Here is a 20838-nt window from a genome sequence, read left to right as displayed (position 1 = left end):
CCGGGGACCTGGGGCGGATCGACGCCCGCGGGGTGCTGCACTACCTGGGCCGCAGCGACACGCAGGTCAAGCTGCGCGGCTTCCGCATCGAACTCGGGGAGGTGGAGGCGGTGCTGGCGGGCGTCCCCGGCATGTCGACGGCGGCCGCGGCGGTGCGCGACGGGCGGCTGGTCGCGTACGTCGTCGGCGGCGCGCCCGACGGGGTGCTGCGCGCCCGGCTCGCCGAGCGCCTGCCGGGCTACATGGTGCCGGAGGCGTTCGTCCGGCTGGAGGCGCTGCCGCTCAACCGCTCCGGCAAGGTCGACCGGGCCGCCCTGCCCGAACCCCCGGTGGCGCGGCCCGCCCTGGCGGAGTCGTACACCGCGCCGGACGGTGACACCGAGCGGCTGGTCGCGGGGGTGTGGGCCCGTGCCCTGACCCTGGACCGGGTCGGTGTGCACGACAACTTCTTCGAGCTGGGCGGCAATTCGGTGCGTCTGCTGGCGGTGCTGGCGGCGCTGCGCACCCGGTACGACGAGGACGCGCTGAGTCTCGTCGACCTCTTCCGGCACCCGACGGTCGCCGCGCTCGCCGCGCACCTGGACGGCGCCGCGCGTCCGGACGGTGCGGCGCACCGGGCACCGGACAGGTCCCCGCGGCGGGACCGGGCCGCCACCGCACGAAGGCTCCGCAGCAACCGGAAAGGCGACTGAACGATGGACCAGGCAGAGCAGGATGACCAGGTGCCCGAGGGCGCGATAGCCGTCGTGGGGATGAGCGGCCGGTTCCCCGGCGCCCCCGGCCTCGACGCGTACTGGGCGAACCTGCGCGACGGCGTCTGCTCCCTCACGGACTTCGACGCACCGGCGCACGAGGTGGGCAGCAAGGGGATCCTCGCGGACGCCGACCGCTTCGAGGCGAGGCTGTTCGGGTTCAACGCCACCGAGGCCGCGGCGCTCGACCCGCAGCACCGGCTGCTGCTGGAGACGGCGTGGGCGGCGCTGGAGGACGCCGGGTACGACCCGCTGCGCGCGCCCGCCCGTACGGGTGTGTACGTGGGCGGCTCGCCCACCGGGCACATGCTCGCCGCCGCCACGGACCGCGGTCTGGCGGCGCGGATCGGCGCGACGCAGGTGCGGATCCTCACCGACCGGGAGTTCCTCGCCCCGTGGATCTCCTACCGGCTGGGCCTGGACGGGCCGAGCATGAACGTCCAGACGGCCTGCTCGACCTCGCTGACCGCCGTGCACCTGGCGGCGCAGGCACTGCTGCTGGGCGAGTGCGACACGGCGCTGGCGGGCGGCGTGTCCGTCGATTCCGTGCGGCCCGCGGGCTACGTCCACGTCGAGGGCGGGATCTTCTCACCGGACGGGCGGTGCCGGCCCTTCGACGAGAAGGCGGCGGGCACGGTCCCCGGCAACGGCGTCGGTGTGGTCGTGCTGCGGCGCCTGGAGGACGCGCTGGCGGAAGGCGACCCGGTGCGGGCGGTGGTGCGCGGGTCGGCGGTGACGAACGACGGCTCGGCGAAGGTCGGGTTCACGGCGCCGGGCGTGGACCGGCAGACGGCGGCGATCACGGAGGCGTGGGCGGCGGCGGGCCTGGACCCGGCGCGGGCCCAGTACCTGGAGGCGCACGGGACGGGCACGGAGCTCGGGGACCGGATCGAACTGGCGGCCGCGGGAGCGGCGTTCGCGGACGCGCGGGGGCACGGTGCCGGGATCGGGCTGGGCTCCGTCAAGTCGAACATCGGGCACCTCGACGCCGCGGCGGGCATCGCCGCGTTCATCAAGACGGTGCTGATGCTGGAGCACGCCACGCTCGTGCCGACGGTGAACGTCACCGCCCCGCACCCCGCTCTCGCGTCGTCCCCCTTCCGGCTCGTCACCCGGGCGGCACCGTGGCCGCGCCCGGCGGACCGGCCGGGCCGCCTGGCGGGCGTGACCTCGGTCGGGATCGGCGGTACGAACGTGCACGTGGTGCTGGAGGAGGCGCCGCGCCGGCCGGCCGCCGCGGAGGACGGCGGCGCCCCGGTCGTGCTGCCGCTGTCGGCCCGTACGGAGGAGCAGCTGCGGGTGCTGTGCCGTGCGCTGGCGGACGTGCTGGGGGCGCCGGGCGCCCCGTCGCCGGCCGCGGTGGCGCACACCCTGTGGACCGGGCGCACCCCGCTGCCCGTGCGCACCTACGTGGTGGCCGCCGGGGCGGCGGAGGCGGCGGAGAAACTGGCCGCCGGTGTGCGGGACCCGCATCCGCTGGGCGAGGCGTGGCTGGCGGGCGAGGAGGCCGCCGCGCCGGCCGCGCCGCGCGGGGTGCGCCGGGTGAACCTGCCGGGGTACCCCTTCGCGGGCGAGCGCCACGGCGCCCTGTCCCTCGCCCCGGAGGCGGCACGGGCCTCCGCACCCCGAGCGGAAGCCGGTACGGAAGCCGTCCGCGAAACCGGTGCGGAGAGCGGTACGGAGAGCGGTACGGAGGGCGGTACGGAAGCGGGCATGGCAGCGGGTGTGGCGGCGGCGCTGCGTGAGGCGCTCGGGCTGGACGCGACCGACGGGGCCGGCGGCGGCCTGGACCGGACGTACTTCGAGGCGGGCGGCGATTCGCTCACCGCGGTGCACCTGGTGGGGCGGATGCGGGACGAATTCGGCGTCGACGTCCCCATCGACCTCTTCCTGGAACAGCTCACGCTCGGCGCGATGGTGGAGCGGATCGTGGCGCTGCGGGCCGGGGACGGCGAACTGGACGCGCTGCTCGACGAGTTCGAGGCCGAGGAGTCGGGATCGTGAGCGGCACGGTGGTGGACCTGCTCGATCCGGCGGTGCACGCCGGGCAGGACCTGCGCGCGGTGTGGCGCGAGCTGCGCCGCCGCGAACCGGTGCGGTGGCAGCCGGTGGACCGGGCGCACGGCGCGGCCGTCCCCGGCTGCTGGGTCGTGACGCGCCACGCGGACGTGCAGCGGGCGCTGCGCGATCCGGGGACCTTCTCGTCCGAGGGCGGGAACATGCTGGCCACCCTGCTCCAGGGGTACGACCGGGGCGCCGGGACGATGCTCGTCGTGACGGACGGGCCGCGCCACGGGGCACTGCGGCGGCTGCTGTCCGGCGGGTTCGGGCCGCGGCAGCTGGGCCCGGTGACCGACTCGATCGCCCGCTCCACACGGGCGCTGCTCGGCGGGCTCGTGGCCCGGGGCGGCGGGGACTTCGTGACGGAGGTGGCCGCGCAGGTGCCACTGCGGGCGATCTGCGAGCTGCTGGGCGTGCCGGAGACCGACCGGGCACGGGTACTGGAGCTGACGAACGCCGCGATGCTCGGCGAACAGGACGAGGCGGCCTCGCTGGAGGTGCGGATCGCGCGCAGCGAGATCATGCAGTACTACCTGCGGCTGGCGGCGGAGCGGCGGACGGCGCCCGGCAGCGACATCGTCAGCCTGCTGGTGGGCAGCACCGTGGACGGGCGTCCGCTCACCGAGGAGGAGGTGCTGTCCACCTGCTACAACCTCATCATCGGCGGTGACGAGACGGCGCGGCTGGCACTGGCGGGCGGGCTGCTGGCGCTCGCCGAGCACCCCGGCCAGTGGCGGCGGCTGCGGGCCGACGCGTCGCTGGTCGGCCCGGCCACCGAGGAGGTCCTGCGCTGGACGACGCCGGTGGCCCATGTGGGGCGTACGGCGACGGCGGACACGGAGCTGGGTGACGGCGTGCGGATCGCGGCGGGGGACGCGGTCACGCTGTGGTGCGCGTCGGCGAACTTCGACGAGGAGGCGTTCGCCGACCCGGACGCGTTCGACATCGGCCGCGACCCCAACCGCCATGTGACGTTCGGTTTCGGCCCGCATTTCTGCCTGGGGGCCCAGCTGGCGCGGGTGGAGATCCGCGCGATGCTCGCCGAGCTGCGGAACCGGGTGACGTCCTTCGAGGTGACGGGCCCGGCGCCGCGGCTGGCGTCCACCTTCGTACGGGGCGTGAGCGCGCTGCCGGTGTCGTTCAGCGCGTGACGCGCCGGCGGTGCCGCTCCCCCGCGGTCGGTGCGGCGAGCGCGAGCCGCCGGTGGTGGCGGCGCAGCGCGGTGCGGGCGGCGTACGGGTGGAGGTGGCGGACGACCGCGAAGTACAGCCGGCCGAGAGCGGTGCGGGTCCGGACGACCGTGGTGAGCGTGACGTCGTCGTCGCCGACGAGCACGGAGGCACGGAAGTCCAGGTGCCGCGCGTCCTGCCCGAGGAGCACCTCACGGCCGTCGGCCGCCCGGACGGGGAAGGGCAGGACGCCGCGCCAGGCTCCGGGGTCGCGGTCCATGCCGCGTTCGAGCGGCAGGCGCCACGCGTCGGAGAAGTCGGTGCGGTCGAAGGCGCCGCGGGCCAGGCGGGCCTCCTGCGGGACGCCGGCGGCGACGGGGCGGGGGTAGGACAGCCGGTGCAGCAGCCGGACCCACGGCGACCAGCGGGTGGCGGGCCGGGTCAGGCGGCCGGTCGCGGCGCGCTCCGCGTTGTCGAGGATCTCTTCGACGACGACGTCGTGGAGCGGGCGGACGGCCAGCGTCCAGGACAAGGTTCCGGCCATTCCCGGACGCATCTCGAGCGTGTGGACGAGGCGGCACCGCGCGCCCCCGTCGAGGGGTTGCACGTCGAACCGGTGGTAGCCGTTCAGGCCCGGGGAGTCGAACCGGATGCTGCGGCCGGGCTCGTAGGCGGAGACGTGGTAGCGGGCCGAGCCGTGGCCGCCGTCGGCGCCCACGCCGAGCGGCCGGTCGAAGCGCATGGCCTCCCAGGCAGGCGTGGGGAAGAGCGGGTCGTCCTCGCCGGCGAGCCGGTCGAGGAGGGCGCCGACCGCGGCGGGCGGGGCGTCGATGATCCGCTGGTGAACGTTCCGTACCGTGCGCATGCCGCACACCTCCATACGGGAGCGTATGTTTCACCGTACGGTACCGTACGGTCATGCCCGCCCAGCACTCCGCCCCCCGCAGGAGACTGACCGCCCGCGACTGGGCCGACGCGGCGCTCGCGGCCATCGGCGACGGCGGGCTCGCGGCCGTCGCGGTGGAGCCGCTCGCCGCCCGCCTCGGCACCACGAAGGGCAGCTTCTACTGGCACTTCGCCAACCGCGAGGCGCTCGTCGAGGCGGCGCTGGAGCGGTGGGAGGAGACGGGCACGGAGGCGATCATCGCCGCGCTGGAGACCGAGCCGGACCCCGGGGCGCGGCTGCGCACGCTGTTCCGGAGGGCGACGGCCTCGGCGGCGGAGGACCCCCTGGAGGTGTCCCTGCTGGCCACCGCTGACCACCCACGGGTCGCGGCCGTCCTCCAGCGGGTGACCGAACGCCGGGTGGCGTACGTGGCCCGCCTCTTCGAACAGCTCGGCTTCCCCACGGAGGAGGCCGCACGCCGCGGCCTGCTGGCGTACACCTCGTACCTGGGCCACACCCAGCTCACCCACGCCGTCCCGGCGGCGCTCCCGCAGGACCCCGACTACCTCGACGCGGTCCTGGACACCCTGTTGCGCCGACCCTGACCCGTACCGCTGCCGGACACGGCGCGGGCGCCACCCGGCTCCAGGACACCCCGAGCCGCACGGCCGCCGCACCCTCCACCGGCGGACGCACGGGCCGGCGGAGCAGCGCAGCGGCACCCGGCCCCGACCGGGGCGGCGGGCCGGGCGGGCGCGTCAGGCGGAGCGCTTGCGCGGGGTGGCCTTCTTGGTCGTGGTCTTCTTCGCGGTGGTCTTCTTCGCGGTGGACTTCTCCGCCGCCTTCCCGGTCGTCTTCGACGTGGACTTGCGTGACGCCGCCGTCGTCTTCTTCCCGGCCGTCCTGGCCGTGGACTTCTTCCCGCCCGTCTCCTTGGGCGCGGCCGGCGCGCGCGGTGCCTTCTTGCGCGGCGACAGCGCCGTCACGGAGGCCGGCGCCTCTCCCGCCTCCCCCGCCGTGCCCGCCTCCTCGCCGCGGGCCTCGCGGGCGGCGCGGACGCTGCTCTCCAGCGCGGCCATCAGGTCGATGACCTGTCCGCCCCGCTCCTTCTTCGGCTCGGCCGGGACCTCCAGGGCGCCCTCCGCCTTCGCGGCGATGAGCTCCTCCACCGCCGAGCGGTAGTCGTCGTGGAGCTCCTCGATGTCCACCTCGCCGAGCGTGTCCATCAGGGCGTCGGCCAGGTCCAGTTCGGCCTCGCGGACGGTGACCGAGGTCTCCGGCGCGACGCCCTCGGGCCGGCGGATCTCGTCCGGCCACAGCAGGCCGTGCATCGCGATCACGTCGTCCACCACCCGCAGCATGCCGAGCCGCTCCCGCCCCCGCAGGGCGAACTTGGCGATCGCGACCCGCTCGCTGCGCTTGAGCGCCTCGCGCAACAGGGTGTACGGCTTGGCCGCCGGCACCCCGTTCGCCGCCAGGTAGTACGCCGCGTCCATCTGCAGCGGGTCGATCTGCGACGCCGGCACGAAGGCGACGATCTCGATCGTCTTGGCCGTCGGCAGCGGCAGCTGGGCCAGGTCCTCGTCGGTGATCGGGATCATCGTCCCGTCGGCTTCCTCGTACGCCTTGCCGATCTCCGCCCCCGGGACCTCCTCGCCGTCCAGCTCGCACACCTTGCGGTAGCGGATGCGGCCGCCGTCCTCGGTGTGGATCTGCCGGAAGGAGACGGATCTGTTCTCGGTGGCGTTCACCAGCTTGATAGGGATGCTGACCAGGCCAAAAGAAATCGCGCCATTCCAGATGGACCGCACGGTTGATCCCTTTCGTACCGATTTCGTGGGATTCTCATCGTATGACGCCGATCACGGAGGTGGAGGGGCGACGACTGGCGCTCAGCAACCTGGAGAAGGTCATCCACCCCGCCACCGGCACCACCAAGGGCGAGATCCTCCACTACTACGCGACCGCCGCCGCCCATCTGCTCCCCCACCTCAAGGGCCGCCCGCTGTCCTTCCTGCGCTACCCGGACGGGCCCGACGGCCAGCTGTTCTTCACCAAGAACCCGCCGCCCGGCACCCCCTCCTGGGTGCGGACGGTCCCCGTCCCCCGGACGGAGGAGAAGGACACCCGCCAGGTGGTGGTCGAGGACCTCGCGTCCCTGATGTGGGCGGCCAACCTGGTGGTCGAGTTCCACACCCCGCAGTGGCGGGCCGACGCCCCCGCCGAGGCCGACCGCCTGGTCCTGGACCTGGACCCGGGCGCCCCGGCGACCGTCGTCGAGTGCTGCCACGTCGCCGTCTGGCTGCGCGAGCGGCTCGCCGCCGACGGCCTGGAGGCGTACGCCAAGACCTCCGGCTCCAAGGGCCTGCACCTGTACGTGCCACTGGAACGGGTGCCCTCCGAGCGGGTGCAGGCGTATGCCAGACAGCTCGCCGTCGAGGCGGAGGCGGACCTGCCCGCGCTGGTGGTGCACCGGATGACGAAGTCGCTGCGGCCCGGCAAGGTCTTCGTCGACCACAGCCAGAACAACGCCGCCAAGACGACGGCCGCCCCCTACACACTGCGGGCGCGCCGCGAGCCCGTCGTCTCCACCCCGGTCACCTGGGAGGAGGTCGAGTCCTGCGGCTCCCCGGCCCAGCTGGTCTTCCGCATCGGGGACCTCCCTGCGCGCCTCCAGCGGTACGGGGACCTGCTGGCTCCCCTCCTCGACCCGGAACAGGCGGGCACCCTGCCATGAGCACCGCGCCGAGGCCGCCGGTCAGGGTGGCGCTGGCCGAGACGGTGGGCACCCTGCCGCGCGAACGCGGACTGGCGTACGAACCGAAGTTCGACGGGCACCGGATGGTGGTCTTCCGGGAGGGTGACGGCGTGGTGCTCCAGGCGCGCTCGGGGCGGATCGTCACCGCCGCGTTCCCCGACCTGGCCGAGGCCGCACGGCGGCTTCCGGAGGGCACGGTCCTCGACGGGGAGGTGGTGGTCTGGCGCGACGGCCGGATCGATTTCGCCGCCGTCCAAGGCCGCGCGTTCGCGACCCCGGGCCGGGCACCCGCCCTCGCGCGACGGCTGCCCGCCTCGTACGCGGCCTTCGACGTGCTGGGCGCGGACGGCGCCGACCTGCGGCCGCTGCGCTACGACCGGCGGCGCGAGCGGCTCGTGGACCTGCTCGCCGGGCTGGGCCCGCCGATCCAGGCCGTGCCCATGACCACGGACCCGGAGCTGGCGGCCACCTGGTACGAGACGCTGCCCGCGATCGGCGTCGAGGGCCTGGTGATCAAGCGGCTCGACCAGCCCTACCGGGCCGGCTCGCGCGCATGGCGCAAGTACCGGCACACCGACACCAAGGACGCCGTCGTCGTCGGCTACACCGGCGCGCAGGAGCGGCCGGCCGCGCTGGTCCTCGTCCTGCCGGACGACGACGTCCCGCTGGTGTCCAGCCCGCTGCCGCCCGCGCTGCGCGCCCGCGTCGGCGCGGTGCTGCGGGAGCTGCCGCCCGGCGAGCCGGGCACCGCCCAGGCGGTCGGGATCGGTGACGTCGCGTACCGCTCCGTGCCGCCGGAGCTGACGGCCGAGGTCGCCACGGGCACGACGCGGCACACGGTGACGACCGTGCTGCGGCTCAAGACCCCCTGAGACCCCGCCGGGCCGCCGGGCCCGTCCGGCGGCGGCCGTCGTGCACCGCGCCGCCGGGCTCCGGTACCGGGCCGGGCGAGCGGCGGTATCTCGCCGCGTTGGAGCCGCCTGCGAGCCGCCGTGGAGCACCGCCCGCCCCGCCGGTCCGGCGGGAGCGGTCCCACCGCCGTGGCCAGGGCATGTACCGGCCGCTCGCCGGCGCGGCCCGGCCCCCGCGGGCGCGGCCGGGCCTCCCGGCGGCCGGCGGCGGACCCGGGGTTGCCGTTCCGCTTCCCGCGGCGGTGCGCGGCGGCGGCGCCCCGGCGGACCGGTCCCCCGGTGGTCGATCAGGGCCGCGCCGGGCGGCGGGGCGGCGTGCGGGACGCGCCGGACGGCCGTCCCGCACCGGTCGCGGGAGTCGCCGGGCCGGGGCCGTACCACCGCCTCACCGGGGCGCGCACCGCGCCGGAACCGGCGGGCGCCCGTCCGGCCGGGGGCGGGGTGCCGGGCCTCTCCGGGGCGCACGGAAGCGAGGTGGCCGTCGCGGTCCCGGGGCGCGTCGCCCCAGGTCGGCACGGGTGGGACGGCCGACGGACGGCGGTGACGGCGCCGGTGGCGGAGGGCGCGAGCGTGCTCAGGACCTCCCTCCCGCACCCCTCGCACCGCGGGCCGGACCGGCCGCCGTCCCGGGCTGCCCGGAGGGCCGGGACGGCCGTTTGGGGGACGGGCGCGGAGCCGCGCCCGGCCGTTCCGGCGGACCGGTGCGGCCCGCGGTCCGGCCATGCCGCATCACCTCCGCCCCGGGAGGCCGGGCGCGCTCCGGCGAGCCGGTGCGGGGGGCGCGGGGCGTGGCGGACCCGGGGCGGAAGGGGCGTACCGCGTGTCCGATTGGCGGGTCATGGTGCGCGGCGGTGTGGTGCACTATTGCCCCCAAGTGCAGTGTTGACGGGGAGGGATGGGCATGTTCAGGGGGATCGACGAGGTCGACTGGGCCTCGCTGGGTCATGCCTATGGTCCGGCCGACGATGTGCCCGCACTGCTGCGCGGGCTCGCCTCCGGCGACCCGATGGAGCGCGAGATGGCGCTCGACGGGATGTACGGGACGGTCCACCACCAGGGCGACGTGTACGACTCGACGCTGGCCTGCATCCCGTTCCTGCTGGAGCTGGTGGCGTCCCCGGACGTGCAGGACCGCGGCTGCATCATCGAGTTGCTGACCAGCATCGGCGGCATCGACCTGGCCGGCGACGACGAACTCGACCAGCTCGACCCGGAGGGCGAGGAGTTCGAGGACGCGGCGAACTACGCGATGGCGGCCGCGGCCGTCGCCGCCGGGTCGGACGTCTTCCTCGGGCTGCTCGGCGACGAGGACCCGGAGGTGCGGCTGGCGGCGCCCGGCGCGCTGGCCTCGCTGCACGGCGATCCCGCGCGCGTCCTGGTCCTGCTGCGGGAGCGGCTGACCGTCGAGACGGACACGGAGGTGCGCCTCGCGCTGGTCGAGGCGGTGGGCCGGATCGCCCTGCGGTACGAGACGCTGCGCGACGAGACCGCGGAGTGGCTGGGCTGGCTGATGGGGGCCGCCCAGGACCCGGCGCTGCGGCTGGCGTCCCTGGCGCAGCTGGCCAGGTGCGCGCCCGCGCGGCTGCCCGCCGACGTGGTGGCGCGGGTGACCGGTCTGCTGGCGGAGCTGCGGCGGGCGCCGCTCGCGCGGCACGCCGCCATGGGCCTGCCGACCGGCCTGGGCGCTGACGTGACGGCCGGCCGGGACGGACTGGGCGGCGACGGGCGGGGCGGGGGCGACGGGCTGGAGCTGCGCGAGCCGCTGGAGGCGCTGGACGCCGCCGAACCGGCGGCCCGCCCGGTCGCGCCGACCCTGGTCGGGCAGGTGCGGGAGCTGCGCGAGGAGCAGCGGGCGGGCCGGGGCACGGCCTGGGCGGACGACCTGCTGCGGACTCTGCACAGCGCCCTGGACGACCGGGTGGCCGACCGGATCGCGCTCGTCACCGACCAGCTGCGCAGCCCCGACCGGGAGCAGCGGGCCGACGCGGTGTGGATGTGCGGCGGTCTCGTGCAGACCTGGCGCGGCGCGTACGACGAGGTGGTGCGCCTCGTCGGGGCGCAGCTGGCGGACCCGGAGCCGCGGCTGCGCAACGCCGCCGCGGCCTGGCTGGAGGGCTTGTTCGAGCTGGCGCGCCCGGCGTGCGACGCGCTGGCGGCGCGGGTGGCGGCGGATCCGTCGCCCTGGGAGCCGGAGCGGGTGGGCGGCCCGGCGTGGCTGGGCAGCGCGCTGCTGGCGCTCACCCGTGCGGGGGACCCGCGGGCCGTGCCGGCGCTGCTCGGCGCGCTGGAGGAGCCGGTGCTGAACGCGCACCTGATGTACGCGGTGCCGCACCTGGGCGATGCGGCCGGCCCGCTCGCGCCCGCGCTGCGGCGGCGGCTCGGCCGGCTGCCGCTGGACGAGGAGCTGAGCGAGCAGGCGGGACCGCTGCTCCTGGCGCTGGCCCACGTGCGGGCGGTGGAGGCGCTGCCCGAGGTGCTGCGCGTGCTGCGCGGGGCGCCCGCCTTCCGGCGCGAGTGGGTCGTCGAGTCGGCGCTGCGCGCGGTGGCGGCGTTCGGCCCCTCGGCCCGCGAGGCCGTCCCGGACCTGCGGCCGCTGCTGGGTGACGGCTCGCCGGGGCTGGTGAGCATGGCGGCACGGGCCCTGTGGGCGGTGGAGGGCGACGCCGCGGGCGTCCTGCCGCACCTGCGGGAGCTGCTGCGGGTCCCGGACGCCCATCACCGTCGGGAGGCGGCGTGGGCGGCGGGCGCGATCGGCGGCGCGGCCGGTGCGGCGGCTCCGGAGCTGCGCGCCTGTCTGACCGCGCCCGACCTGTGGCTGCGGGTGGACGCGGCGGTGGCGCTGTGCCGGGTGACCGGTGAGGTGGAGGAGGCGTTGCCGGTGCTCGCAGCGGCATGGCGGGAGAACCGTTACACGCGGGTGGAGATCGCCGAGTGCTTCGCCGAGCTGGGGCCCGGCGCGGCGCAGCCCGCCGCCCCGCTGCTGCGCGGCGAGCTGGCCCGGCAGCGGCGGCACAATGTGTCGGAGGGCAGCTCGGGCGACCATGACGTCCACCATGACGAGAAGCTGCTGGCCCTGTGCCGGCAGGGCCTCGGCCACCGGTAGGACCCCCGCGGGACGTCAAATGGGACTTCCGTCCGCATAAGGTTCTACGGAGCCCGCCCGGCCCCGGACGACTGCCGGCCCCGGGGACCCGCCGACCGCAGGAGCACCGTGAGCAGCCCGCACCGCCCCACCGCGTACGCGGCGCTGCTGCCCGCGGCCGCGCTCGGCACGGCGCTGGCGCTGTCGGGCTGCGACGACCCGGGCGCCCTGGAGAGCGCGGGGCCCACGCCGGCCGCGATCGGTCCGGTCCGCCTCTGGCCCGACCTGCCGCCCGTGACCGCGCCGCCGATCGACTACGGCGAGAGCGACACCGAACGCGTACCCGGCATCGAGCTGCCGGACGGCGACGTGCGGAAGGCCGATCCGGTGGCGGTCGTCCGGGCCGAGGTGGCCGCGCACCCCGACCGGTACAGCGGCGCCGACGGGCTCTATCCGCAGACGGCCCGGCAGATCGAGCAGTGCACGAGCAGGCCGAAGGCGTGCCCGGTGCTCTCGCCGTACTACCGGGACCTGACGGGGGACGGCAGGGACGAGCTGATCGTCGGGATCAGGATGCCCGAGCAGCAGCTGGGGCTGCGCGTCTACCTGCCGGAGAAGGGCGGGCTGACGCGGATCATGTCCACCGTGGAGCAGATCGTCAGCGTGCAGCTCGCCGGCCGGGACCTGGTGACCCGGGTGGTCTCGGCGGGCATCCCCGGGTACGAGTACCGCACGGCGTGGACGTGGGACGGCCAGCAGCGGGCGATGCTGCCGACGCGGGACGAGATCATCCGCGTGAAGCCGGTGCCCCCGCGCCCTGACGCCCCCGAGCCGCCGGGGCCGGCGTCCCCGTCGCCCTCCCCGTCCTCCCGCGCCTCCGCCCCCGGGCCCTCCCCCGCGTTCGCGTCGCCCGTCCCCGACGGTGTGCCGCCGGACGACGTGTCCCCGGACGCGCCGTGACCGCGCCTCCCGCCCGGGCACGGCGCCGCCGGCCCCGCCTTCCCGCCTGGACCGCGACCCTGACCTGGAAGGCCGCGGTCTTCATCACGGTCATGTGCTGCGCCCTGGCCGCGCTCCTGGGCGCCCTGGTCCACGTCTCGGTGAGCCGCCAGACCGTCGACACCGCCCGGGAGAAGGCCCTGGACCGGCTGGAGGAGGTCACGGTCGCGTACGAGGCGGGCGAGCCGCTGCCACCGTTCGCGGCCGTCGACCCGCCCGGCCTGCCGCCCGCCCTGCGGGACCTGGCCGCCGTACGGGGGCAACGCGGCACGGTGGTGGCCGACCTCGACGGCCGGCCCACGATGTGGGCGGCCGGCCCCGCCGACGGCCGGGCGCTGGCGGTGCGCGTGGACTACTCGCTGAGCGCGAGCACGATCAGCGGCCTGGACCAGGCGATCGTCGGTTCCTCGGTGCTGGCGATCGGTGCGACGCTACTGGTCGGCTCGTTCGCGGTCACCCGCGTCACCCGGCGCCTGCACCTGACGGCGCAGGTCGCGCGGCGGATCAGCGCGGGCGACCTGGACGCGCGCGTCAACGACCCGCGCACGAAGGACCCGTCCCGCCCGGAGGACGAGGTCGCCACGGTGTCGGGTGCGCTGGACACGATGGCCTCCAGCCTCCAGCGCAAGCTGCAGAGCGAGCAGCGCTTCACGGCGGATGTGGCGCACGAGCTGCGCACCCCGCTGACCGGTCTGTCGGCGGCGGCCGAGCTGCTGCCGCCGGGCCGCCCGGCGGAGCTGGTGCGGGACCGGGTACGGGCGATGCGCGCGCTGACCGAGGACCTGCTGGAGATCTCGCGGCTGGAGGCGCACACCGAGGAGGTCGACCTCGACGTGCACGCGCTCGGCCCGCTCGCCGAGCGGGTGGTGCGGGCGTCGGGCACGGACACGGAGGTGCGGATCGTCCGCGACGCGCGGGTGGAGACGGACAGGCGCCGGCTGGAGCGGGTGCTGGCCAACCTCGTGGCCAACGCCCACAAGCACGGCCGGCCGCCGGTCGTGGTGTCCGTGGACGGCCCGGTCGTGACGGTACGGGACCACGGGCCGGGCTATCCGGAGTACCTGCTGGAGCACGGGCCGCAGCGCTTCCGCACCGAGAGCGGCAGCAAGGGCCACGGCCTCGGCCTGACGATCGCGGCGGGCCAGGCGGCGGTGATCGGGGCGGAACTGGTCTTCGCGAACGCACCCGACGGCGGCGCGGCCGCCCGTCTGACGCTCCCGGAGTACATCGACCTCACCGACTCCTGACGCAACGCGCGCGGCGACCCGGCGGCACCCGTGCCGCATGCGTGCGGCATCCCCGCGGCGCCCCCGGCGTCACCCGTGCGGCGCGGCCATGACGTGAAATGTGACATAAGGGAAATTACGGTCGCCTCTTGCTACGTTGCGGACCATGACCACCACGAGGGCCGACAGCCCGACGCCCGGCCTGCGCCTGCACAAGCGCCGCGGCGTGGAGCTGTCGCTCCTCATCGGGGCGGTCCTCATCGCCGTGTTCGGCTACGCGGAAGTGGGCCTGGCCCGCAGCGGCGCGATCCCGCCGGACACCGTCGCGTACGGCGCCAGACTCGGACTGCTCGCGCTCCTGGCGCACCTGGCGGTCCGCTTCCGGGCCCCGTACGCCGACCCCCTCCTCCTCCCGATCGCCGTCCTCCTCAACGGCCTCGGCCTGGTCCTGATCCACCGTCTGGATCTGGAGACCCCGGCCGACCGCGCCGCGCCCACCCAACTGGGGTGGTCGGCGCTCGGCATCGGCCTGTTCATCGTCGTGGTGGTCTTCCTGCGCGACCACCGCACGCTCCAGCGGTACGCGTACGTATCGGTCGCCGCCGCGCTGCTGCTGCTCTCCGTGCCGATCTTCTTCCCCGCGGTGAACGGCGCGAAGATCTGGATCCGCATCGGCGGCCTGTCGTTCCAGCCGGGCGAGTTCGCCAAGATCCTGCTCGCCGTCTTCTTCGCCGCGTACCTCGCCGTCAACCACAACGCCCTCACCCACACGGGCCGCCGCCTCGGGCCCGTCCAGCTGCCCGCCGGCCGCGTGCTCGCGCCGATCGTCGCGATCTGGGTGCTCAGCGTCGGCGTGCTCGTCCTGGAGCGGGACCTCGGCACCTCGCTGCTCTTCTTCGGACTGTTCGTGATCATGCTGTACGTGGCGACCGGCCGGATCGGCTGGATCGCCGTCGGCCTGGTGCTCGCCGGGGTCGGGGCGTTCGTCGTCGGCAGCCTGGAGCCGCACGTCAACGGCCGGGTCGAGGACTGGCTGGACCCGTTCGCCTCCATCGAGGCCGGGCAGGGACCCGGCCAGCTCGCCCAGTCGCTGTTCGCGTTCGCCGCCGGCGGCGTGCTCGGGGCGGGCCTGGGTATGGGCGAGTCCACGCTGATCGGTTTCGCCGCGAAGTCGGACTTCATCCTCGCCACCGTGGGCGAGGAACTCGGCCTGGCCGGCCTGACCGCCCTGTTCCTGCTGTACGCGCTGCTCGTCGCCCGCGGCTACCGCACCGGGCTCGCCCTGCGCGACCCCTTCGGCCGGCTGCTGGCGACCGGACTCGCCTCCATCGTCGCGCTCCAGGTCTTCGTCATCGCGGGCGGAGTGATGGGGCTGATCCCGCTGACCGGGATGGCGATGCCGTTCCTCGCCCAGGGCGGCTCGTCGGTCGTCACCAACTGGATCATCGTGGCCCTGCTGATCCGGGTCAGCGACTCCGCCCGCACCCCGGATCCCCCGGCCGGCACGTCCGGCGGCGCGGTCGCACCGGCGCCGCCCCTCGCCGCCAAGGAGCCACGATGATCCGCTACATCCGGCGCGCCGCCGGCCTGAGCCTGGTCCTCCTCGTGGCCCTCCTCGTCAACGCGGCACGCGTCCAGATCGTCCAGGCGCCCTCGCTCGACAAGAACCCGGCCAACCGCCGCCCGACGATGGCCCGTTACGCCCAGCCGCGCGGTGACATCCTCGTCGGCGGCAAGGCCGTCACCGGGTCACGCGACACCGGGCAGCTCCTGCGCTACGAGCGCACGTACCGCGACGGCCCGCTCTACGCGCCCGTCACCGGCTACGCCTCGCAGACGTACGGCACCACGCTGCTGGAGAACGCAGAGGACGACATCCTCTCCGGGACGAGCCCGCTCCTCGCGCCCTTCCCGTTCTGGAACGACATCAGCCGCAGCCGCCGCCCCGGCGGCAAGGTCGTCACCACCATCGACCCGGTGCTCCAGCGGACCGCGTACGAACGGCTCGACGGCCGGCGGGGCGCGGTCGTCGCCCTGGAGCCGTCGAGCGGCCGCATCCTCGCGCTGGTGACGAGCCCCTCGTACAACCCGGGGCTGCTCTCCGGCACCGGGGAGGCGGTCACCGGCGCGTGGGCGCGGCTCAACGCGGCGCCCGGGCAGCCGATGCTCAACCGGGCCCTGCGGCAGACGTACCCGCCCGGCTCCACCTTCAAGATCGTGACGGCGGCCGCCGCGCTGGACGCCGGCGTCGTCACGGACGTCGACGCGCCGACGGGCACGCCCGACCCGTACCTGCTGCCGGGCACCCGCACGGCGCTGCCCAACGAGGCGACCGGCTGCGGCGACGCGTCCCTCTCGTACGCCATCCGCTGGTCCTGCAACAGCGTCATGGCCCGGCTGGGCGTGAAGGTCGGGCTGCCCGGGATGCTGGAGGCGGTGGAGCGCTTCGGGTTCAACGACGCGTCGCTGCGCATCCCGTCGCGGGTGGAGCGGTCGAACTTCGACACCGGCATGACGCAGGACCAGCTGGCGCTGTCCAGTATCGGCCAGTACGACACCAGGGCGACGCCGCTGCAGATGGCGATGGTGGCCGCGGCCGTCGCCAACTCCGGGGACCTCGCCCAGCCGCACCTGGTGGACCGCGCGACCACCTCGCACGGCCGCATCGTGGCGCAGAACGTGCGCCGCTCCTACCGGCAGGCGATGCAGCCGGCGACGGCGGTGCGGCTGCGGCAGCTGATGGTGGACGTGGTGGAGCACGGCTCGGGCGGCAAGGCGGCGATCAAGGGCGCCCAGGTCGGTGGCAAGACCGGCACGGCACAGCACGGCGTGGGCAACACGGGCACGCCGTACGCCTGGTTCATCGGCTGGGCGCAGGCCGACGGCGCCGGCCGCCCGGCGGTGGCCGTGGCGGTGGTGGTGGAGGACGCCTCCGCCAACCGCGAGGACATCAGCGGCGGCGGCAGCGCGGCGCCGGTCGCCCGGTCGGTCATGGAGGCGGCGCTCGGCCGTGGCACGGAGCACCGGGAGGGCACCCGCCCGGCTCCGCGCGAGGCACCGGCACGGCCGCCGGGGCCGTGACGGCCGCGGCGGGCGGCGCCGTGGAGCCCACGGCGCCGCCCGCCCCCGTTCAGGGAGTGACCGGCGCGCAGGCCGGGTCCAGGCGGAGCCGGGCAAGGTCGCGCCCGACCAGGGACCAGGCCTTCCAGCCGGTGGGCTCGAAGGCGAGCTGCGGGTTGGTGTACCACTGGTTGCCCAGGTTGCGGGCGAGCTCCTGCGGGGCCGCGAGGCCGGGGCCGAGCTGGTGGACGAAGCCGGCGCCGGCGGCGTCGAACGTCGCGGCGAACACCTTGCCCTGGTGCACCTCGATCTCGCCGTACGTGGTCAGCGGGCCCCGGGCGAGCACCTTGCGGGTGGCCAGGTCCATGGTGAACCAGCCGGTGTCGCGCTTGTACACGCCGTACAGGATGCCGTTGTGGACCTTGATGTCCTGGATCGTCTCGTGATCCGCCACCGGGTTGACCGTCCACTTCACGGTGCGCGTCGCCAGGTCGAAGGCGGCGACACTCGCCGTGGTCAGGGTCGGGGTGGCGCCGCCACCGCCCCGGACGTCGCCGCCCAGGTAGACGATGCCGCCGGGGCCGAGGCTCAGGCTCATCAGGCTCTGGTTCCGGATGACGTCCGGGTACACCTGGATGTCACCGGCGGTGTCGGGATCGACGACGGACAGGGCCCCGACGAAGCTCGTGCCGAGCGGCGCGCTGGCGACGAGCAGCTTGTCCGTGGCGGGGTCGTACTCCATGTCCCACGGGCGCTGCTGGCCGTGGCCCAGGTAGCCGAGGGAGCGCGGCGGCACACCCGCGGGGTCGCGCAGGTCGAGCTCGATGATCTCGCCGCGCGGGTACATCGCGGCGTAGACCTTGTCCCCGCGGCGGACCAGCGCCTTGGGCTCACCCGGCACCCACACGTTGGTCTCGGTGCCGGCGGTACGGTCGTGCACGGTGACGGCGAAGTGGCCGCCGACCCAGACGTTGCCGCGTTCCGCGTCCAGCAGGATCGACTGCGGGCGCTCCGCGCCGGGGGTGAGGCCCGCGTCGAGGAGGCTGGTGGTCACCGTCTGCTTGGTGGCCAGGTCCATCGTCCAGACCACGCCGCTGCCGGAGAAGCCGACGAGCGAGTTGTCCTGGACGGCCAGGGCCCTGGTCTCCTCCTGGGCCTTGGGGGTGCCCATCGGCACCGGGGCCGCGCCCGTGCGGTACTCGAAGACGGCGCCGTTCGGCCGGGAGGACAGGTAGGCGGTGTAGTCCGCGGCCAGGCCGATCGAGTCGACCGACGCGCCGACGTCGACCTTGCGCACGTCCGTGCCGTCGGTGCGCAGGTCGTACAGCGCGTTGCCGGCGGCGGCGCGCACCCGGGTGCGGCCGACGGAGACCGCGGCGAACCCGGTGTCGGCCGTGACGAGCTGCTTCACCGCACCGGTGGACCGGTTGACCGCCACCAGCTTCTTGGAGTCGAGCAGGCCCGCGTAGATGTGGGTGCCGTCGACGTCCAGGGACCGCACGTAGCGCTCGGGCACACCGCCGGAGAGGTTGCCGAAGCCGCGGACGGCCTTGGTGGCGGGGTCGTACTCCCACACCTTGCCGTCGGGGTACGTGCCCGCGTAGAGCTTGCCGTCCGGGGCGGCGGCGAGGCTCCATACGTAGCCGCCCTTCGCGCCGAAGGAGTACAGGTGCTCGACCTTGCCCGTGGCGGGGTCGTAGCGGTAGAGGTCCGGCACGGGGTACGTGCCGAAGTAGACCTTGCCGCCCGAGACGGCCACCCCGTAGGCGCCTTCCGGCGCTCCGAGGGCGGGGCCGTCGGGTATGTCGTGCTGGCCGACGACCTTGCGCGTGGCCAGGTCGTACGCGGCGATCCTCGGCGGCGTCTGCCCCCGGGTGACGACGTACGCGCGGCCCTCGTGGACGGTGGCGCCCGTGATCGCGCCCGTCAGGGAGGCGGGGCCGAAGCGCTCCACGCCCGAGCCGGTGCAGTCGGCGGCGTCGGCCGCCGCGGGCGCGGCGGGCAGCAGCAGTGCCGACAGGGCCGCCAGAAGGGACAGGAACCAGCGGCGTCTCATAAAACCTCCAGATAGTTCTTCTCTTGGTCCGCGGCGCGCCCGGAACGGCGCGGCACGCGCGATCGGGGGCGTCCGCGGTGGCGCGGGCACGGAGAACCCGTCCCGACCGACGGAACAGGGCGCGGGACGGGGCGCGGGACGGGGCGGTCGGGTGCGACCGGACGGCGGGTCAGGTCAGGGGCTCGCGGATGTCGGCGCGGACCGCGGCGGTCGTCTCGGCGAGCGCGCGCAGGTCGACCTTCTCCGGGTCCTGGCGGGCGATCTCGGGGGTGACCAGGGCGACGAACGACGCGGTGTTGCCGTCGCCCCAGGCGCACATCGGCACGGTGCTCGTCGCGCCCATGTCGGTGGAGCGCGTCACCTGGCAGCTGACGGTCACGCCGGAGCCCGCGGGCGTGAAGTCCTTCGGGGGCACGGCCAGCGTCGTGCCCTCCGCGGTGGCGCCGCCCTCCAGGATCTGCTTGCGCGTCAGGTCGGGACTGCGCAGCTGCCCGTAGAAACCCGAGATGACGAGGACGGTGCCCGGTTCACCGCTGTAGGTGGCGATGACCGACTTGGTCACCCGGACACTCGGGTCGGCCCGGTCCTCCGCCTCCACGTCCTTGCCGTCCTTCTCGGACGTGTCGCTGGTGAGCTTGTACGCGCCGTCCAGCAGGGTCACGGGCGCGGTCAGCCGGTACTCCGCCGCCGGGAACGAGCCGCCCCCCACCGCGTCGAGCCCCTGCCGGCCGGCCCAGGCCAGCAGCGCCAGCACCGCGACCGATCCGGCGACGATGCCGATCACCAGCCCGGTCCGCTTCCTCGGCGGCACGGGCGGGCCGGGGTACGGATGCGGGTACGCCTGGTGCGGCACCCCGTGCGGCGGGTACGGCTGGTGCGGCTGGTGCGCGAATCCCTGCGGCGGGTAGGGCTGGTGCGCCACCCCCTGCGGGTACGGCTGGTGCGGCCCGTACGGGCCGGTCGGCTGCTGGGGAGGGGGCGGCATGCTCATGTTCTGAGGCTACGTCACCCCACTGACACGGCCGCCCTGAGCACCACTCACTCCGCGCCCTGCGCGATCGCCTCCGTCACCTCGGCCACCCGCTCGGCCTCCTCCGCCGCGAAGCGTTCGCGGTCGAGGCGTTCGGCGATCTCCTCGTCCTGGCTCATCAGCAGGTCCAGGTTGGAGTCGCCGAGGTCGAAGACCCCCATGTCCAGGTACGCCTTCTGCAGGCGCTCGCCCCACAGGCCGATGTCCTTGACGCACGGCACGATCCGGCTGAAGAGCAGCTTGCGGAAGAGGTGCAGGAACTCGGACTGCTCGGAGAACTCGGCCGCCTCCTTCTTCGGGATGCCGAAGTTCTCCAGCACCTCGACGCCGCGCAGACGGTCGCGCATCAGGTAGCAGCCCTCGATGACGAACTCCTCGCGCTCGCGCAGTTCGGCGTCCGTGAGCTGCCGGTAGTAGTCGCGCAGCGCCATGCGGCCGAAGGCCACGTGCCGCGCCTCGTCCTGCATGACGTACGCGAGGATCTGCTTGGGGAGCGGCTTGTCGGTCGTGTCGCGGATCATCCCGAACGCGGCGAGCGCCAGGCCCTCGATGAGGACCTGCATGCCGAGGTAGGGCATGTCCCACCGGGAGTCGCGCAGGGTGTCGTCGAGCAGTCCTTTCAGGTTGTCGTTGATGGGATACAGCATCCCGATCTTCTCGTGCAGGAACCGCCCGTAGATCTCGGCGTGCCGCGCCTCGTCCATCGTCTGGGTCGCCGAGTAGAACTTGGCGTCCATGTCGGGCACCGACTCCACGATCCGCGCCGCGCAGATCATCGCGCCCTGCTCGCCGTGGAGGAACTGGCTGAACTGCCAGGAGGCGTAGTGCCGGCGCAGCTCGGCCTTGTC

At 75.0% G+C, this 20838-nt stretch carries 16 protein-coding genes; 11 read left to right on the top strand and 5 right to left on the bottom strand.

Annotated elements, in window-relative coordinates:
* The 3 genes from IH00_RS42870 to IH00_RS0124295 all read left to right on the top strand — a co-directional run.
* Nucleotides 1–692 (top strand): phosphopantetheine-binding protein (locus tag IH00_RS42870; RefSeq protein ID WP_199819805.1); only part of this gene is annotated, 692 nt, incomplete at its 5' end.
* A gap of 3 nt (nt 693–695) precedes the next feature.
* Nucleotides 696–2756, top strand: a complete 2061-nt coding sequence (locus IH00_RS0124300) for a type I polyketide synthase (RefSeq protein WP_052411602.1) — start codon at nt 696–698, stop codon at nt 2754–2756.
* The gene (locus IH00_RS0124295; protein WP_234334940.1) at nt 2753–3964 is read left to right on the top strand and encodes a cytochrome P450; all 1212 of its coding nucleotides are present in this window, start codon (nt 2753–2755) and stop codon (nt 3962–3964) included. The genes IH00_RS0124300 and IH00_RS0124295 overlap by 4 nt, the downstream gene beginning before the upstream one ends.
* Here the strand turns inward: IH00_RS0124295 and IH00_RS0124290 are convergent.
* The gene (locus IH00_RS0124290; protein WP_031077023.1) at nt 3954–4847 is read right to left on the bottom strand and encodes a DUF2867 domain-containing protein; all 894 of its coding nucleotides are present in this window, start codon (nt 4845–4847) and stop codon (nt 3954–3956) included. The genes IH00_RS0124295 and IH00_RS0124290 overlap by 11 nt on opposite strands.
* A gap of 53 nt (nt 4848–4900) precedes the next feature.
* Between IH00_RS0124290 and IH00_RS0124285 the strand changes: the two genes are divergently transcribed.
* Complete coding sequence (locus IH00_RS0124285) at nt 4901–5473, top strand: TetR/AcrR family transcriptional regulator (RefSeq protein ID WP_031077021.1); 573 nt, start codon at nt 4901–4903, stop codon at nt 5471–5473.
* 153 nt (nt 5474–5626) lie between these two features.
* On the opposite strand, the gene IH00_RS0124280 is transcribed toward IH00_RS0124285, so the two are convergent.
* Nucleotides 5627–6679, bottom strand: coding sequence for a non-homologous end joining protein Ku (locus IH00_RS0124280; RefSeq protein WP_031077020.1), 1053 nt, complete (start codon nt 6677–6679; stop codon nt 5627–5629).
* A gap of 41 nt (nt 6680–6720) precedes the next feature.
* On the opposite strand from IH00_RS0124280, the gene ligD reads away from it, so the two are divergent.
* The 7 genes from ligD to IH00_RS0124245 all read left to right on the top strand — a co-directional run bounded on the left by ligD (nt 6721) and on the right by IH00_RS0124245 (nt 16925).
* Nucleotides 6721–7605 carry a non-homologous end-joining DNA ligase gene (gene ligD / locus IH00_RS0124275; protein ID WP_031077017.1) on the top strand — a complete coding sequence of 295 codons (885 nt, stop codon included), beginning with the start codon at nt 6721–6723 and terminating at the stop codon, nt 7603–7605.
* The gene (locus IH00_RS0124270) at nt 7602–8498 is read left to right on the top strand and encodes an ATP-dependent DNA ligase (RefSeq protein WP_031077015.1); all 897 of its coding nucleotides are present in this window, start codon (nt 7602–7604) and stop codon (nt 8496–8498) included. Before ligD ends, IH00_RS0124270 begins: the two co-directional genes overlap by 4 nt.
* A gap of 940 nt (nt 8499–9438) precedes the next feature.
* Nucleotides 9439–11640: a HEAT repeat domain-containing protein gene (locus tag IH00_RS0124265; protein WP_031077014.1), complete on the top strand. Its 2202-nt coding sequence runs from the start codon at nt 9439–9441 to the stop codon at nt 11638–11640.
* Nucleotides 11641–11748: 108 nt separating this feature from the next.
* Nucleotides 11749–12579, top strand: coding sequence for a hypothetical protein (locus IH00_RS0124260; RefSeq protein ID WP_420710914.1), 831 nt, complete (start codon nt 11749–11751; stop codon nt 12577–12579).
* Complete coding sequence (locus IH00_RS0124255) at nt 12576–13865, top strand: sensor histidine kinase (protein WP_031077010.1); 1290 nt, start codon at nt 12576–12578, stop codon at nt 13863–13865. The genes IH00_RS0124260 and IH00_RS0124255 overlap by 4 nt, the downstream gene beginning before the upstream one ends.
* 145 nt (nt 13866–14010) lie before the next feature.
* The gene (locus tag IH00_RS0124250) at nt 14011–15405 is read left to right on the top strand and encodes an FtsW/RodA/SpoVE family cell cycle protein (protein ID WP_031077008.1); all 1395 of its coding nucleotides are present in this window, start codon (nt 14011–14013) and stop codon (nt 15403–15405) included.
* The gene (locus IH00_RS0124245; protein ID WP_052411601.1) at nt 15402–16925 is read left to right on the top strand and encodes a penicillin-binding transpeptidase domain-containing protein; all 1524 of its coding nucleotides are present in this window, start codon (nt 15402–15404) and stop codon (nt 16923–16925) included. The genes IH00_RS0124250 and IH00_RS0124245 overlap by 4 nt, the downstream gene beginning before the upstream one ends.
* 49 nt (nt 16926–16974) lie before the next feature.
* On the opposite strand, the gene IH00_RS0124240 is transcribed toward IH00_RS0124245, so the two are convergent.
* The 3 genes from IH00_RS0124240 to IH00_RS37640 all read right to left on the bottom strand — a co-directional run.
* Complete coding sequence (locus IH00_RS0124240; protein ID WP_052411600.1) at nt 16975–18960, bottom strand: NHL repeat-containing protein; 1986 nt, start codon at nt 18958–18960, stop codon at nt 16975–16977.
* A gap of 169 nt (nt 18961–19129) precedes the next feature.
* Nucleotides 19130–19951, bottom strand: coding sequence for a hypothetical protein (locus IH00_RS0124235; RefSeq protein ID WP_031077001.1), 822 nt, complete (start codon nt 19949–19951; stop codon nt 19130–19132).
* 47 nt (nt 19952–19998) lie between these two features.
* Nucleotides 19999–20838: ferritin-like domain-containing protein (locus IH00_RS37640; RefSeq protein ID WP_031076998.1), on the bottom strand; the 840-nt coding region annotated here is incomplete at its 5' end.

This window comes from Streptomyces sp. NRRL S-118 (genome assembly GCF_000716335.1).
GTDB lineage: Bacteria > Actinomycetota > Actinomycetes > Streptomycetales > Streptomycetaceae > Streptomyces.
The sequence above is the reverse complement of the archived record's forward strand: the minus strand, read 5'-3'. Positions and strand labels throughout refer to the sequence as shown.